At 62.2% G+C, this 14,629-nt stretch carries 15 protein-coding genes and 1 riboswitch; of the genes, 9 read left to right on the top strand and 6 right to left on the bottom strand.

The window, feature by feature from the left end; genetic code table 11:
- Nucleotides 1-439 precede the first annotated feature (439 nt).
- The gene (locus M5B99_RS06950) at nt 440-1,024 is read left to right on the top strand and encodes a YajG family lipoprotein (RefSeq protein WP_248803328.1); all 585 of its coding nucleotides are present in this window, start codon (nt 440-442) and stop codon (nt 1,022-1,024) included.
- 64 nt (nt 1,025-1,088) lie between these two features.
- Here the strand turns inward: M5B99_RS06950 and M5B99_RS06945 are convergent, their stop codons facing one another.
- Together M5B99_RS06945 and M5B99_RS06940 are read right to left on the bottom strand one after the other, a co-directional pair.
- Complete coding sequence (locus M5B99_RS06945) at nt 1,089-1,295, bottom strand: hypothetical protein (RefSeq protein ID WP_121134733.1); 207 nt, start codon at nt 1,293-1,295, stop codon at nt 1,089-1,091.
- A gap of 133 nt (nt 1,296-1,428) precedes the next feature.
- Entirely contained in the window at nt 1,429-2,595 is a 1,167-nt protein-coding gene (locus M5B99_RS06940) for a 1-acyl-sn-glycerol-3-phosphate acyltransferase (protein WP_248803327.1), read from the bottom strand.
- 143 nt (nt 2,596-2,738) lie between these two features.
- Between M5B99_RS06940 and M5B99_RS06935 the strand changes: the two genes are divergently transcribed.
- From M5B99_RS06935 to M5B99_RS06920, 4 genes are all read left to right on the top strand, one after another.
- Nucleotides 2,739-2,921: a CPXCG motif-containing cysteine-rich protein gene (locus M5B99_RS06935; RefSeq protein WP_248798845.1), complete on the top strand. Its 183-nt coding sequence runs from the start codon at nt 2,739-2,741 to the stop codon at nt 2,919-2,921.
- A 13-nt stretch (nt 2,922-2,934) separates the two neighbouring features.
- Nucleotides 2,935-3,195 (top strand): putative signal transducing protein, encoded by a 261-nt coding sequence (locus M5B99_RS06930; RefSeq protein ID WP_100941256.1) that lies wholly within the window; start codon nt 2,935-2,937, stop codon nt 3,193-3,195.
- 69 nt (nt 3,196-3,264) lie between these two features.
- Nucleotides 3,265-3,885 carry an SOS response-associated peptidase gene (locus M5B99_RS06925; protein WP_248803326.1) on the top strand — a complete coding sequence of 207 codons (621 nt, stop codon included), beginning with the start codon at nt 3,265-3,267 and terminating at the stop codon, nt 3,883-3,885.
- Between the two features lie 107 nt (nt 3,886-3,992).
- Nucleotides 3,993-4,811: a M48 family metallopeptidase gene (locus M5B99_RS06920; protein WP_248803325.1), complete on the top strand. Its 819-nt coding sequence runs from the start codon at nt 3,993-3,995 to the stop codon at nt 4,809-4,811.
- A 188-nt stretch (nt 4,812-4,999) separates the two neighbouring features.
- On the opposite strand, the gene M5B99_RS06915 is transcribed toward M5B99_RS06920, so the two are convergent.
- The 3 genes from M5B99_RS06915 to M5B99_RS06905 all read right to left on the bottom strand — a co-directional run bounded on the left by M5B99_RS06915 (nt 5,000) and on the right by M5B99_RS06905 (nt 7,829).
- Nucleotides 5,000-5,584 (bottom strand): TMEM165/GDT1 family protein, encoded by a 585-nt coding sequence (locus tag M5B99_RS06915; protein WP_248803324.1) that lies wholly within the window; start codon nt 5,582-5,584, stop codon nt 5,000-5,002.
- Between the two features lie 109 nt (nt 5,585-5,693).
- A riboswitch (yybP-ykoY riboswitch) is annotated at nt 5,694-5,792 on the bottom strand.
- Between the two features lie 39 nt (nt 5,793-5,831).
- Complete coding sequence (locus M5B99_RS06910) at nt 5,832-6,830, bottom strand: class I SAM-dependent methyltransferase (protein WP_248803323.1); 999 nt, start codon at nt 6,828-6,830, stop codon at nt 5,832-5,834.
- A gap of 33 nt (nt 6,831-6,863) precedes the next feature.
- Nucleotides 6,864-7,829, bottom strand: coding sequence for a 2-hydroxyacid dehydrogenase (locus M5B99_RS06905; RefSeq protein ID WP_248803322.1), 966 nt, complete (start codon nt 7,827-7,829; stop codon nt 6,864-6,866).
- A gap of 89 nt (nt 7,830-7,918) precedes the next feature.
- On the opposite strand from M5B99_RS06905, the gene M5B99_RS06900 reads away from it, so the two are divergent.
- Entirely contained in the window at nt 7,919-8,548 is a 630-nt protein-coding gene (locus tag M5B99_RS06900; protein WP_248803353.1) for a LysE family translocator, read from the top strand.
- Here the strand turns inward: M5B99_RS06900 and M5B99_RS06895 are convergent.
- On the bottom strand, nt 8,532-9,305 hold the full coding sequence (locus tag M5B99_RS06895; protein ID WP_248803321.1) for an AraC family transcriptional regulator: 774 nt from the start codon (nt 9,303-9,305) through the stop codon (nt 8,532-8,534). The two genes, M5B99_RS06900 and M5B99_RS06895, sit on opposite strands and share 17 nt — an antisense overlap.
- Nucleotides 9,306-9,411: 106 nt before the next feature.
- On the opposite strand from M5B99_RS06895, the gene M5B99_RS06890 reads away from it, so the two are divergent.
- The 3 genes from M5B99_RS06890 (at nt 9,412) to M5B99_RS06880 (ending at nt 14,623) form a co-directional block, all read left to right on the top strand.
- Complete coding sequence (locus M5B99_RS06890) at nt 9,412-10,596, top strand: MFS transporter (RefSeq protein ID WP_248803320.1); 1,185 nt, start codon at nt 9,412-9,414, stop codon at nt 10,594-10,596.
- Nucleotides 10,597-10,744: 148 nt separating this feature from the next.
- Nucleotides 10,745-12,427, top strand: a complete 1,683-nt coding sequence (locus M5B99_RS06885; protein WP_248803319.1) for a fatty acid--CoA ligase — start codon at nt 10,745-10,747, stop codon at nt 12,425-12,427.
- Nucleotides 12,428-12,763: 336 nt separating this feature from the next.
- Nucleotides 12,764-14,623 carry a DUF1302 domain-containing protein gene (locus M5B99_RS06880; protein WP_248803318.1) on the top strand — a complete coding sequence of 620 codons (1,860 nt, stop codon included), beginning with the start codon at nt 12,764-12,766 and terminating at the stop codon, nt 14,621-14,623.
- The last annotated feature ends 6 nt before the right edge of the window (nt 14,624-14,629 follow it).

The raw sequence follows: 14,629 nt of genomic DNA, 5'->3' as shown, positions 1-14,629 counted from the left end.
AGTGAGCGAGCACAAGGGCAGCTCTGGCAGATTCGCTGAAAACGGTGGTTTGCGCAGGTAACAGCAAGCTCGCCGGCTTCACTCGATCTGTGTGGGCGGCTCTCTGTGGGCAGTACGAAGGTGCCGATGCAAGCGCATTGGCGGTGCTGCGAGGCCCGATCAGGAGACGTCCTTATAATCGGGGGGAGATTGTAACTAAGAAACGGGGGGAAATGGTCGTGTTTAATGACTTTTATTCGACATCTGGTCAGATGCCGGGCGACGGCGTCGATCAGAGCCCGTGCTCAGGGTCGCAGGCCACTGTGACAGGTGTGTGACAGGAACGCCGGCCGGGCGTGCTTGTCAGACTTTTCAGCAGCCGGTGGTGGTGCTGGTGACCGACGCCCGGCCCCCGCTATACTCAGCGCCTGAATGATGCCTGGTCCTTGGAGAGATGAGCATGTTGCAACGCCTGTTGTTCGGTTTGATCACTGTAACCAGTTTGACGCTTGTCGGCTGTGCCAACAGCCCGCAACAACTCAGCCCGCAGCCCACCCTCACCACTCAACTGGCGCCGGTCGGCCATGGTCAGCCGGTGGTGGTTCGGGTGGTGGACGGTCGTCGCTCGCCGGTATTGGGCACGCGCGGCGGCCTGTACCCTGAAACCAGCGCGATTACCGTGCAAGGGGCCGACCTGATCCCGAAACTGCAGGCCCAGGCCGATGCGGCCGTGCGCCTGCTGGGCTTTACCCCTTCGCCCAACGGCATGAATGCGCCGACCCTGACCGTGACGTTGTCCGATCTGACCTATCAGTCGCCGAAAGAGGGTGTCTACGTGACCGAGGCGACCATCGGCGCCAACTTCCGTTCTGACGTGACCAACGCCAACCGTCATTACAGCGGTAGTTATGGGGCGTCGTTGAACCAGCGTTTCGGCATGGCGCCGAACGAAGAGGCAAACACCAAGTTGATCAGCGACGTATTGAGCGATGCGCTGACCCGGGTGTTCAAGGACCCGAAAATCGGCCAGGTGCTGGGCGAATAACCTATAGGAGCCGGCTTGCCGGCGATGGGGTCCCAAGGGCAGCCAAAGGTTTGGCGTGGCAACCTCACGCCGCTTCCACATAAAGATCCAGCATGCTGACCCCGGTCAGCAGGTCGGCTTCCGGCAGGTCGGCGTGCTGATGCCCTCCCAGGGCGCAATACACCAGCCAATGGCGGTCCTGGACGTTGAACGACATGGCGTCCACCAGGGCCTCCTGTTCGTCGCTGGGGGCGATCAGATAAAGACGATCCTGGTTCTCTGCGTGCAACATGACAAGCTCCGTGGGCTATCGAGGGGCGACAGACTGGCTTGTTAAGGTGACGTTCCGGTGACAATGGAAATTAACCCGACCAACAGAAACGACAACGGCGCCCGTGGGCGCCGTTGTCGTTTACAGATTGTGGCTATGGCAGTGCCAGGCCGGCCTTGACCCGGTACTGATTGCGCACTGGCGTGGCATATTGCTGCACCAGGTACGGACGGTGCTCGGCCGGGCAGGCCACCAGGCGGCTCTGCCATTGCGCCTCGGCCTTGGCCAGTTCGTCGGCGGCAAACACCTGGGCGGCACCCGGCACCTGCAACTGCGGATCGGCGCCGCTCCACTGGGCATACGCCAGGTAGTGCACCGGGAACAGGCGATAACCTTCGAGAATCTGCCGGTCCATTTCCGTGGCCAGGACCTTGGTGTCCTCGAATTCATCGGTCAGGGGCGCGGCGAAGTTCACATGTACCCGGCCCTTATAGCCGGTGATGCCCTTGGCGATGCTGACGTCATCCTCGCCCGGCGCCTTGGTGTAGCTACCGGTGGTGGCGCGGATATACAGTTCGCGGGCCTTGGCCTGGTCGCAGGGGTCATATTCGTAGCTGATGGACACCGGCGTCAGGTTCAACGAACGGATGACTGCGGCGAATGGCTCGTCCTTGCGGCTCATATGGAACATTTTCAGGATCGCCGATTCGGTACGGTCGTCACCGTCCTTGGCCCGTCCTTCGGCCTGGGCGATCCAGATTGACTGGCAATCATGGCGGATCGAATGGTTGATGTAAGCCGAGAGCAGCTGATAGGCGGCCATCTTTTCCCGTCGTCCGGCGATCGAGCGGTGCACGATAAAGCTCTTGTTCAGGCGCATCAGATCGCTGACAAAGGGCTTTTGCAGCAGGTTGTCGCCAATGGCGATACGCGGCGTGGGCAAACCGGCGTGATACACGGCATAGTTGACGAAAGCCGGGTCCATCACGATGTCGCGGTGGTTGGCCAGGAACAGGTAGGCCTGGCCTGACTTGAACTGTTCGACGCCGGTGTAGGTGACACCGTCGGTGGCGCGCTCGATGGTCTGGTCGACATAGACCTCGACCTTGTCCTGCAAGGTGGCGACCGACGTCACACCGGCGAACTCACGGCGCAGGCGGTAGGCGATCAAGGGTCTGAGCAGCCAGCCGAAGGCGCCGGCCAGGCGCGGGAAGCGGAAGTGGGTGAGGATATCTAGAAACGCCTGGTCGCCGAACAGCCGGGCCAGGACGGCCGGTACTTCACTGTCGTCGTAAGGTCGGATGGCATCGAATTCGCCCATATGCTCTCTTGTTGGAAACGGCTAGGGTAAGTAGAGGTTTGAGTGATAAATAACAAAGCCCGGTCTGGAAAATAAAGCCCAGACATAAAATAGCCTTGCAAATAGACCGGCGATTATACGCACAAGTCACTTCGGAGGCCGCGATGCTGGAAACTGAGCGTTACGAATGTCCTTATTGTGGTGAAATCGGTGAGGCGGTACTGGATCTGTCCGGCGGCGACCAGACCTATATCGAGGACTGCGCGGTGTGCTGTCGACCGATTACCTTTGTCCTGCAGACCGATGGCGAGGAATGGATGCTCGACGTTTACAGCGAGAACGAGTGATGAGGGCCTCCCTATGCAGCGTATCTACGAGCCGGAAAACCTGATGGAAGGCGAGTTGTTGCAGGGCATGCTCGCCAGCGAAGGGATTCAGGCACACCTGGTGGGGCGTGACCTGCTGGGCGGAGTGGGAGAGTTGCCGGTCTTCGGCTTGTTGGCCCTGGCGGTGGACAATGATCAGGCGCAATGCGCGCGGGAGCTGATCGCCGCGTACAATGCGGCGCTGCCGCTGGCCGGCGATGAGCCGGAGAGTTTCCCGGACGTGCTGGTCTGTTAGCCTGTGTGCGCTGCAAAGGAGCGCGTTTGTGCTGCTTGCCCGAGTTTTTGAAAAGAGCCGTATTGCCCCATGTGTGGACGTTATGCCCTGTTTCGCTGGAACCCCACCTTCGCGGCCTTGCCCGGCTTTCCCGCCGACCAGCAGGCGCAGTGGAACATTTCACCGAATGATTCGGTGCTGATCCTGCGTGCCGTTGACGGTCAGCGCGAGCTGGCCCGTGCCCGTTGGGGGCTGACTCCGGCCTGGTTGACCGACCTGTCGCGCACGCCGGCCCATGCCCGCGCCGAAACCCTGGCCGAGCAGCCGATGTTTCGCCAGGCGTTCCGTGAGCGGCGTTGCCTGCTGCCGGCCAACGGTTTCTACGAATGGCGCGGTACGCAACGCAAGCGGCCTTACTGGCTGACCCCGGCCGAAGGTTCGAGCTTGTTCTTTGCGGCAATCTGGGAGGCCTATCCGGTGGCGGGGCATGTCTGGTTGAGCACCGCCGTGGTGACCCAGGCGGCGGCCGGTCAGCGCCGTCCGCTGATCCTGGATGCGGCGGGGCAGACGGCGTGGTTGTCCGAAACCACCGCGATGGCGGATTTGCAGGCGTTGCTGGCCAGTCCCCAGGCGCCCCTGCGCGAGCGGGTGCTGGCCAACCTGGTGAACGATCCGAAGCTCAATGCACCGGAGTGCCTGACGCCGGGTTGAGGTACGGCGCGGTTCAAAACCGGCTGAGGTCCCGCGATGCGTCATTTGTATCTGGATTTGATACAAATCCCGGCCTAGGATAGCTGCAGTTTTCAGGGAGACTGTTCATGGCTAGAGCTTGGGTGTTGGGCGCGTTGAGCGCGAGTTTGCTGTTGGGTGGGTGCCAGGCCGTCAATACCACCAACGGTGGTGCGGTCGGGGTCGAGCGCAAGCAGTACATGTTCAGTATGTTGTCGAGCCAGCAAGTCGACCAGATGTACGCGCAGTCGTACCAGAAGACCCTGGGGGAGGCGAGTGGCAAGGGCGTGCTGGACAAGACCAGTGCCAATGCCAAGCGGGTCCAGGCGATTGCCAATCGCCTGATTGCCCAGGCACCGATCTTCCGTCCGGATGCGGCGCAATGGCAGTGGGAGATCAATCTGATCAAGAGTGACGAGCTCAATGCCAACTGCGGTCCTGGCGGCAAGATCATCTTCTATAGCGGTTTGATCGACCAGCTCAAGCTGAGCGACGACGAGATCGCCGCGGTGATGGGGCATGAAATTGCCCACGCCTTGCGCGAGCATGGTCGCGAGGCGATGTCCAAGGCTTATGGGATCGAGATGGCGAAGCAGGGCGCGGGGGCCTTGTTCGGCCTGGGGCAGGACAGCCTGGCGCTGGCCGATACCGTGGCCAACTACGGCATGACCTTGCCCAATAGCCGGGCCAACGAGAACGAGGCGGACCTGATCGGCCTGGAACTGGCGGCCCGTGCCGGCTACAACCCGAACGCGGCCATCAGCCTGTGGAACAAGATGAGCAAGGCGGCGGAAGGTGCGCCGCCGGAGTTCATGAGTACCCACCCGGCGTCCGCCAGTCGGATTGCCTCGCTGGAGGCGGCGATTCCGAAGGTGATGCCATTGTACCAGCAGGCCAGGAAGTCCTGAGTCACTACGTGCCTATCGGTGATGCAGCTTGTGGCGAGCGGGCTTGTCGGGACGCCGCAGCGCCCCGTTCGGCTTAAAACCAGCGACGGTGTTCTACCTGGCACTATGAAGTTGCTGATTTTAGGGCTGCTTCGCAGCCCAACGCGGGCAAGCCCGCTGGCCACACAAACCTACTCATCCAGACGGATCTAGATCCAGCCGCTGCTCTGCATCGCCTTGTACACCGCGACCAGCGCGAGGATGAAGAACGCCGTCGCCGCCAGGCGGCGGATCAGGGTCAACGGCAGCTTGTCGGCGGCGAAGTTGCCCGCCAGCACCACCGGGACGTTGGCGATCAACATGCCCAGGGTGGTGCCGATGATCACCAGCCACAGCTCCGGATATTGCGCCGCCAGCATCACCGTGGCGATCTGGGTCTTGTCACCGATTTCGGCGAGGAAGAATGCGATCAGGGTGGTCAGGAACGGGCCGAACTTGCGCGCCGTGGTGGTCTCGTCGTCGTCGATCTTGTCCGGTACCAGGGTCCACAGGGCGGTGGCGGTAAAGCTCGCCGCGAGGATCCAGTGCAGCACCGCATTGGAGAAGAAACTGCCGAACCAGGCCCCCAACGCACCGGCTGCCGCATGGTTGGCCAGGGTCGCGGCGATGATGCCGGCAATGATCGGCCAGGGTTTGCGAAAGCGTGCGGCCAGAATGAGCGCGAGCAGTTGCGTCTTGTCGCCGATTTCGGCCAAGGCAACGATCGCGGTGGGGACGAGCAGGGAATCCAGCATCAGGTTTTCCTAAGGGGCGGGTCGACACGGCTATGACACGTACAGCCTTCCCGCCCCGGGTAAGGTGTGCGTGTCATAGGTCTTGTCAAACCTCGGATCCGTCTGTGCGGACCCTGGGTCGCATGCGCCATGGTCTGTTGACCAAGTATGTTGACGCATGCCGGACGAGCGTGGCGCTCGTGGGAGACTACTCCCCTAGGACGGAGCGGATTCTGCCTAGGCAAAATCCATTGCGCAAGCCTTCTTTTCAGCCGCGTTTGGCGCTGTAGATCCGGAAACCCTGCCCCTCGGCCTTGGTCACGCAGCGTCCGAGATGCTCTTCGATCAATGGTTGGTAACGCAGGAAACTGTTCGCCACCAACCGAAGTTCGCCGCCGTTTTTCAGATGTTTGGCCGCTTTTCGCAGCAGATTCTCCGTCGCCAGGTAGTCGGTGTGGACCCCGACATGGAACGGTGGATTGCTCAGGATGGCACTCAAACCCATGGGGGCGGCATCGATACCGTCACCGGTCAGCACTTCGGCGTCGAGGCCATTGGCGGCCAGGGTCAGGCGACTGCTGGCAGTGGCAAAAGCGTCGACGTCGAGCAGGATCACATGGTTGTGCGGGTAACGCCGTTTCACGGCGGCGCCGAGGACGCCGGCACCGCAACCGAAGTCCAGCAGGTTGCCGCTCGGCAGTTTGTCCAGGTGCTCCAGCAGCAGGGCGCTGCCACGATCCAACCGGCCGTGGCTGAACACCCCGGGCAGGCTGACCACCTTGAGCGGCCCTTCGGCCAGGTCCAGTTCGTAATGTTGCGCCAGGCTTTCCAGCGACTTGGCAACCGGCGCTTCGGCCACGGTGACCTGCCACAGTTGGCAATGCCGGGCACTGTCGAGCTTGCGCGGCTTACCTAAGGGGTTGAGTTGCTTGGCCGCGCCTTCGATGCCGCTACGTTTTTCCCCGACCAGGAACACCTCGCCGCCGGGCAGGCGCGAGGCGACGGCGTTGAGCAGGTAGTCGGTCAGGTCCTTGGACTTGGGCAGGAACACCACGGCGCTGTCGAACGGGATCTCGGGGATATTCACGCCAAAATGGCTGCGCCCTTCGAAGCGCGCCTCCAGTGCCGCCTGATCGCCAGCATGCCAGCACCAGCCGTGGGCGTTGGGCAGGCGTCCGAGCAGGTCGTCGGCGGGCAGCCCGGCGAGCAACAACTTGCCCTGGAAATAATCGGCCTGACGAAGCAGTACTTCACTGCGCGGATCCATGGTCTGCTCCCTGAAAAAAAGTGCCGCAGTCTATCAACTGACAACCCGCAACGCTGCTCCGTTGAAGAATCCCAGGGCGTTTTCCGCCAACTGGCCGACAATTCGTTGTCGGGCTTCACGGCTGCCCCAGGCATTGTGCGGGGTGACGATCAGGCGTGGAATGTCGCCGGCCAGCAGCGGGTTGCCGTTGCTCGGCGGTTCGACGCTCAGCACATCGCTGGCGGCTCCGCCCAGGTGGCCGCTGCGCAAGGCATCGGCCAGGGCCAGTTCGTCGATCAGGCCGCCGCGGGCGGTATTGACCACAAAGGCCCCGGGCTTGAGCAACGCCAGTTCGGCGGCGCCGATGAAGTGGCGGGTGTATTCGTTGAGCGGGCAGTGCAGGGTCAGCGCATCGACTTGCGGCAGCAGTTGTTCCAGCGGCACGCGATCGGGTCGAGCCGGGCGCCCGGGAATCTGCCCGAGCAACACGCGCATGCCAAAGGCTTCGGCGAGCCGGGCGACCGCGCCGCCGAGTTCACCATGGCCGAGCAGGCCGAGGGTCTTGCCTTCCAGCTCGACAATCGGGAAATCCAGCAGGCAGAACTGTTTGGCCTGTTGCCAGCGGCCTTCGCCCACGGCTTTCTGGTAGTCGGTCAGGCGAGTGGCCAGGGCCAGCAGCAACATCAGGGTGTGCTGGGCCACCGACGGCGTGCCGTAGCCCTGGCAGTTGCTCACGGTAATACCCTGGGCACGGGCGGCAGCCAGGTCGACATTGTTGGTGCCGGTGGCGCTGATCAGGATCAGCTTCAACTCGGGGCAGGCGGCCAGGGTGGCGGCGCTCAGGGGCACCTTGTTGCTGATGGCGACACTGGCACCTTTCAGGTGTTCGATAACAGCCTGCGGCGCGGTGCTGGCGCACAGGCGCAATTCATCGAAGCAGGCCCGCAGCGGATCGAGGTCCAGATCGCCGAGATCCAGGGAGGGGTGATCGAGGAATACCGCGCGACGGGAGTTGCTCATCAACTGTACCTTTTGTGCTGTCGGGTGAAAGCGTAAGGTGGAAAGCCTAACAGACATATTCAGTTACCGAGGAGCCCATCGCCGTGTCCATCTACCTGGCGGAATTCTTGACCGTTGCCCTGATTCACCTGCTGGCGGTGGCCAGCCCCGGCCCGGACTTTGCCGTGGTGGTGCGCGAGAGCGTGACCCATGGTCGACGTGCCGGCACCTGGACCGCGCTGGGCGTCGGCACGGCAATTTTCCTGCACGTCGGCTATTCGCTGCTGGGTATCGGCTTGATCGTGTCGCAATCGATCGTGCTGTTCAACGCCTTGAAATGGCTGGCGGCAGCCTACCTGCTGTATATCGGTTTCAAGGCTATCCGTGCCAAACCGGCCAAGCCTGTGAGCGACGACCTGGCCTTGCAGGTGGGTGAGCGCACCGCTCGCGGCGCCTTCACCTCGGGCTTCGTGACCAATGGCCTGAACCCCAAGGCCACGCTGTTCTTTCTCTCGCTGTTCACCGTGGTGATCAATCCGCACACGCCGCTACTGGTCCAGGCCGGCTACGGCGTTTACCTGGCCGTGGCCACTGCCCTGTGGTTCTGCCTGGTGGCGATGCTGTTCAGCCAGCAGCGTGTACGCGCCGGTTTTGCGCGCATGGGGCACTGGTTCGACCGGACCATGGGCGCGGTGTTGATCGCCATCGGTGTGAAGCTGGCCTTCACCGAGATGCATTGATCGCGCTGAACTGATTCAAGGCATTCAGGTAGTCCCGCGGGTTGTCGCCAAGCAGGCGACGAAACATCGAACTGAAGGCCCGGGCGCTGCCATAACCCAACATCTTGGCCACGTGCTGTACGCTTTCCCCGGCGATCAGGCGTGGCAAGGCTTCCATCAGGCGCAACTGCTGGCGCCAGGCATTGAAGTTCATCTGCACTTGCTGCTGGAACAGCCGTGCCAGGGTCCGGGTGCTGGCGCCGACCTGTTGTGCCCAGTCTTCCAGGCTGTTGGGGTGATCCGGGGCTTCCAGCAGGGCCAGGCAGATCCGTTGCAGGCGCCGGTCGGTCGGCATCGGGATGTGCAGCGGCAGGTTCTCCAGGGCGGCCAGCTCCTCCAGCATCAGTTGCTGGATCAGCGGGTTTTTCGCCTGCTCAGGCCCTTGTACCGCACGCACGATCAACTCTCGCAGCAACGGCGTCACCGCCAGCACACAGCAGCCGTGCAGGTTGCTCGGCGAATACTCGGCGGCGACAAATAACGACCGCATGCGCACCTCGCCGCTCATGAAAATCTCATGCTCGACCCAGGGTGGAATCCACACGGCACGGGTCGGCGGGATGATCCACGCACCTTCGGCGGTGACCAGGCGCATCACCCCACACACGGCATAGAGCAACTGCGCTTCCTGATGGACGTGCAGTTCCTGGTGCGCGCCGTCGACGTAGTCGCGGGGGTAGGCGCTGATAGGGCCGTGTAGGAAGTGGCTGATTAACATATCCGATTCTACAAGTCTGTCTGGTTTGATGAGTTTGTTGGCAGAAATGCGTTTTGTCGCCAATTTAGCATAACGGACCGATAACAATCCTGACGTGTGTGCCGTGATGAACCAACCCCGAAACGTAATCCGCTACATCAATGCCGCCCATGTGATCGATCACATGTTCATGCTGATTTTTCCCGCCGCCGTACTCGGTATGGGCCAGACCTTCGGCCTCGACTTCGCCCAGATGATTGGCCTGTCCCTGGGCGGTTTCATTGCCTTCGGCGCCTGTTCGCTACCGGCCGGCTGGCTGGGTGACCACTGGAGTCGACGGAGCATGATGCTGCTGTTCTTCTTCGGGATCGGCGCCGCGTCGATCTTTACCGGCCTGAGCAGCACGGCGCCGATGCTGACCCTGGGGCTGACCCTGGTCGGTGTCTTCGCGGCGATCTATCACCCGGTGGGCACCGCGATGCTGGTCAGCTACGCACAGAACCGTGGTCGCGAAATCGGCGTCAACGGCATGTGGGGCAACCTCGGCGTGGCATTTTCAGCACTGGTCACCGGTTTTCTGGTGGCGCAATTCGGCTGGCGTTCGGCGTTTATCCTGCCGGGGGCGGTAGCGATCGTGCTCGGTGTGCTGTTTGCCTGGCAGGTGCGTGAAGAACCGATTCCGCAGCAGCCCCATGTGAAACTGCGCAACGCCAGCGGCCAGCAGATTTCCATGGTCATGGTGTTCAGTGTGCTGGCGCTGGTCACGGCCACGGGCGGGGTGGTGTTCAACGCCACCACCATGACCTACCCGAAGCTGTTCCAGGAGCGCCTGCACGAGTGGCTTGCCTCGCCGCAGTTGCTCGGTGTGATCGTCAGCCTGGCCTACGCCTTTGGCGCGGTGGCGCAGTTGAGCATCGGCCGGATGCTCGACCGCATGAGCCTGAAATGGCCGTTCGTGGTGCTGACCCTGTGCCAGGCGCCCTTGTTGTTCGGCCTGGCCTACGTCGATGGCCTGGCGGTGATGGTCCTGGGCGCGGCGCTGATGTTCGTGGTCTTCGGCCAGGTGACGGTGAATGACGCGATGGTCGCCAACTTCGTCGCGCCGCAGTGGCAATCGCGGGTCTTTGCCCTGCGCTACTGCCTGTCGTTCGGGGCCAGTGCGACGGCTATTCCGTTGATCGCCTTTGTCGAGCCACGGCAGGGGTTTGCCGGCCTGTACCTGATCCTCGCGGGCTTTGCCGCGCTGACGTTTGTCGCCGCGCTGGTGTTTCCGCGCACCCCGGCCCAGCAGCCCGCCGGGCAGCCGGCCTGAGCCTTGGCGGAGGTTTGCGTGGGTGCTGGCTGTGAGCTAGCACTCACGTTCGTCTGCAAATCATTCCTTTGGGTGATTTAGTCAGTGCGCGACGGCTCTAGAGTGCCTATCTTTAGCCACGACCGTGCAGACAGACCAAGGAAGCTCCATGTTGCAGACTCGTATCATTCCGCCCGCCGAAGGGGCTTATCAATACCCACTGTTGATCAAGCGCTTGCTGATGTCCGGCAGCCGCTACGAGAAAACCCGTGAGATCGTCTATCGCGACAAGCTGCGCTACAGCTATCCGACCTTGAGCGAGCGGATCGCCCGCCTGGCCAACGTGCTGACGGCGGCGGGGGTCAAGGCCGGCGACACCGTCGCGGTGATGGACTGGGACAGCCATCGCTACCTGGAGTGCATGTTCGCCATCCCGATGATCGGTGCGGTGATCCACACCATCAACGTGCGGCTCTCGCCCGAGCAGATCCTCTACACCATGAACCACGCCGAGGACCGCTTCGTGCTGGTCAACAGCGAGTTCGTCGGCCTGTACCAGGCGATTGCCGGGCAACTGACCACGGTGGACAAGACCCTGCTGCTCACCGACACCACGGACAAGAGCGCCGAGCTGCCGAACCTGGTGGGCGAATACGAGCAACTGCTGGCGGCGGCGAGCCCGCTCTACGACTTCGAGGATTTCGACGAGAATTCGGTCGCCACCACCTTCTACACCACCGGAACCACCGGCAATCCGAAGGGCGTCTACTTTACCCATCGCCAGTTGGTGCTGCACACCCTGGGTGAGGCGACCATCATGGGCAGCATCGACAGCGTGCGCCTGCTGGGCACCAACGACGTCTACATGCCGATCACCCCGATGTTCCACGTGCATGCCTGGGGCTTGCCCTATGTGGCGACCATGCTCGGACTCAAGCAGGTCTATCCCGGCCGTTATGAGCCGGAGCTGCTGGTGGAGCTGTGGCGCAAGGAAAAGGTCACCTTTTCCCATTGCGTGCCGACCATCCTGCAGATGGTGCTCAACGCCAAGGCGGCCCAGGGCACCGACTTCAAGGGTTGGAAGATGGTCATCGGCGGCAGTGCGTTGAACCGCACGCTGTATGAGAACGCCAAGAGCAAGGGTATTCAACTGACCGCCGCCTACGGCATGTCGGAAACCGGCCCGCTGGTGTCCTGTGCCCACCTCAGCGACGAGTTGATGGCCGGCAGCGAGGATGAGCGCACCAGCTACCGGATCAAGGCCGGCGTGCCCGGGCCATTGGTGGACGCGGCGATTGTCGACGAGGACGGCAACTTCCTCCCGGCGGACGGCGAGACCCAGGGTGAACTGGTGCTGCGCGCGCCCTGGCTGACCGAGGGGTATTACAACGAACCGCAGAAGGGCGCCGAGCTCTGGGCCGGCGGCTGGCTGCACACCGGTGACGTGGCAACCCTCGACAGCCTGGGGGTGATCGACATCCGCGACCGGATCAAGGATGTGATCAAGACCGGCGGCGAATGGATCTCCTCCCTGGCCCTGGAAGACCTGGTCAGCCGCCACCCGTCGGTACGTGAAGTCGCGGTGGTGGGCATTGCCGATCCGCAATGGGGGGAGCGTCCGTTTGCCCTGCTGGTCCTGCGCGAAGGCCATGCGATCGGTGCCAGGGAACTCAAGGAACACCTCAAACCGTTCGTCGAGCAGGGGCACTTGAGCAAGTGGGCGATCCCGAGCCAGATCGCTCTTGTTACGGAAATTCCCAAGACCAGCGTCGGTAAACTGGACAAGAAGCGCATCCGCATCGATATCGTCCAATGGCAGGCCAGCAACAGCAGTTTCCTCTCGACCCTTTGAGGTGTCCCCGCCACGCTCGAAAGGGCGTGGCAGCCCCGCCAGGCAAATGCCTGGCTTGTCGAACCCGAATTTTCAGTCATTCTTGCCCGCCGCGTTTCAGCGGCTTGGCGAACCCATTGTTTGTGCAGTGGCCCCAGGGTGCAAATCACACTTTAGAGGGATCAAGCGGTACTGGCTGCTGGCTATAGTCCGCTGACGGATTTTCAGGAGTGGGGCCGGCCGGCGATACGCCGCGCCGCCACCGCGGGCGATGGATGGGAGTGTCTGCTTCCCTTTCGCCCGGGGCGTTCCTGGAGGTACTCACTGCCATAACAATAAAGCACATGGAGTATGTCGATGATCGCGTTAAACCCGTTCTGGCGCCGGGCGAAACTGCCCTTGGCCGTCAGTCTCGCCTCTACGCTTGCCGGACCCGCCTTTGGCGTCAGTTTCAATGTCGGTGAAATCGAGGGCAGCTTCGACTCGTCTCTGTCGCTGGGGGCCAGTTGGTCGACGCAGAATCCCAACAAGAACCTGATCGGCGTCAACAATGGCGGCGCGGGGTTGTCGCAGACCTCCGATGACGGGCACTTGAACTTCAAGGCCGGCGACACGTTTTCGAAGATCTTCAAGGGCGTGCATGACCTTGAACTGAAATCCGGCGATACCGGCGTGTTCGTGCGTGGCAAGTACTGGTACGACTTTGCCTTGCAGAACCAGGACCTCGACTTCAAGAACGTCAGCAACGACGGCCGCCAGGAAGGCGCCAGGTCTTCCGGGGCGCAGATCCTCGACGCCTTCGTCTATCACAACTACAGCGTTGCCGACCTGCCGGGCACCGTGCGCCTGGGCAAGCAGGTGGTGAGCTGGGGCGAAAGTACCTTTATCGGTGGCGGGATCAACTCGATCAACCCGATCGATGTGTCGGCGTTCCGTCGTCCAGGGGCCGAGATCAAGGAAGGTCTGATTCCGGTCAACATGTTCTACATGAACCAGAGCCTCACCGATAACCTCTCGGCGGAAGGCTTCTACCAGATCGGCTGGGATTCGACGGTCACCGATAACTGCGGCACCTTCTTCTCGCAGTCGGATATCTCCTCGCATGGCTGTGATAATAACCTGCGGGTCTTGAATTCGACCGCCACGATCAGCCCGGCCCAGCAAGCGGCGCTACGGCCGTTGGGTGTCGATATCAACGGCGAAGGTGTCCTGGTTCGACGTACCCCCGACCAGGATCCCAGTAGTGGCGGCCAGTTCGGCTTGGCCATGCATTACAACTTCGAGCCGCTGGACACCGAGTTCGGCGCCTATTTCATGAACTACCACAGTCGGGCGCCGATCTTCAGTGCCAAGGGCGCCTCGCAGGCGGTCTTCAATAGTGCTCCGTTCCTCGGTACGGCGGCCCCCCTGGTGGTGGCGGGTAATTCCAGCTACTTCATGGAGTACCCGGAGAACATTCGCCTGTATGGCTTGAGTTTCTCCACCACCTTGCCCACCGGTACCGCCTGGAGCGGTGAATTGAGCTACCGGCCGAATGCGCCGGTGCAGATCAGTTCCACCGATATCCTGTATGCCGGTGTCACGCCATTGCCCGGCCTGGGGAATGCTTCGATCCTCAAGGGCTCGCCAGGTCAGACGATCAACGGCTATAACCGCAAGGAAATCACCCAGTTCCAGACCACCTTCACGCATTTCTTCGACCAGGTCATGGGCGCCAGTCGCCTGACCCTCGTCGGTGAGGCCGGGATCACCTATGTGGGCGGCCTGGAAAGCCGCGACAAGGTTCGCTACGGCCGGGATCCGGTCTATGGGCCCGGCACCTTGCCCAACGGTTTTTGCCCCGCCCTCAATGGCAGCACGATCGCTGGCGCGGGTCCCGGCGCGGATGCCAGCAACCGCAGCAGCAACTGCAACAACGACGGTTTCACCACCGCCACTTCCTGGGGCTATCGCGCCCGGGCGATCTGGGAATACCCGGATGTCTTCGCCGGGGTGAACCTCAAGCCCAACGTGGCCTGGTCCCATGATGTGAAAGGCTATTCGCCGGGCCCTGGCGGCAACTTCGAGCAGGGGCGCAAGGCCGTCAGCCTGGGCCTCGATGCCGAATACCAGAACACCTACACCGCGAGCCTGAACTACACCAACTTCTTCGGTGGCGACTACAGCACGGTGGACGACCGTGACTTCGTGGCACTGAGCGTTGGCATGAACTTCTAAGTACGC

The organism is Pseudomonas sp. MWU13-2100 (assembly GCF_023242365.1).
Classification (GTDB): domain Bacteria; phylum Pseudomonadota; class Gammaproteobacteria; order Pseudomonadales; family Pseudomonadaceae; genus Aquipseudomonas.
Note: the sequence above shows the minus strand (reverse complement) of the source record. Positions and strands in the feature narration are given on the sequence as shown.

Coding starts and splice junctions, on each gene's coding strand:
- M5B99_RS06925 (WP_248803326.1), top strand. CDS start 3,265: ATGTGTGGACGTTATGCCCTGTTTCGCTGGAACCCCACCTTCGCGGCC.
- M5B99_RS06885 (WP_248803319.1), top strand. CDS start 10,745: ATGTTGCAGACTCGTATCATTCCGCCCGCCGAAGGGGCTTATCAATAC.
- M5B99_RS06880 (WP_248803318.1), top strand. CDS start 12,764: ATGATCGCGTTAAACCCGTTCTGGCGCCGGGCGAAACTGCCCTTGGCC.
- M5B99_RS06905 (WP_248803322.1), bottom strand. CDS start 7,829: ATGAGCAACTCCCGTCGCGCGGTATTCCTCGATCACCCCTCCCTGGAT.
- M5B99_RS06895 (WP_248803321.1), bottom strand. CDS start 9,305: ATGTTAATCAGCCACTTCCTACACGGCCCTATCAGCGCCTACCCCCGC.
- M5B99_RS06930 (WP_100941256.1), top strand. CDS start 2,935: ATGCAGCGTATCTACGAGCCGGAAAACCTGATGGAAGGCGAGTTGTTG.
- M5B99_RS06915 (WP_248803324.1), bottom strand. CDS start 5,584: ATGCTGGATTCCCTGCTCGTCCCCACCGCGATCGTTGCCTTGGCCGAA.
- M5B99_RS06945 (WP_121134733.1), bottom strand. CDS start 1,295: ATGTTGCACGCAGAGAACCAGGATCGTCTTTATCTGATCGCCCCCAGC.
- M5B99_RS06910 (WP_248803323.1), bottom strand. CDS start 6,830: ATGGATCCGCGCAGTGAAGTACTGCTTCGTCAGGCCGATTATTTCCAG.
- M5B99_RS06890 (WP_248803320.1), top strand. CDS start 9,412: ATGAACCAACCCCGAAACGTAATCCGCTACATCAATGCCGCCCATGTG.
- M5B99_RS06920 (WP_248803325.1), top strand. CDS start 3,993: ATGGCTAGAGCTTGGGTGTTGGGCGCGTTGAGCGCGAGTTTGCTGTTG.
- M5B99_RS06935 (WP_248798845.1), top strand. CDS start 2,739: ATGCTGGAAACTGAGCGTTACGAATGTCCTTATTGTGGTGAAATCGGT.
- M5B99_RS06950 (WP_248803328.1), top strand. CDS start 440: ATGTTGCAACGCCTGTTGTTCGGTTTGATCACTGTAACCAGTTTGACG.
- M5B99_RS06940 (WP_248803327.1), bottom strand. CDS start 2,595: ATGGGCGAATTCGATGCCATCCGACCTTACGACGACAGTGAAGTACCG.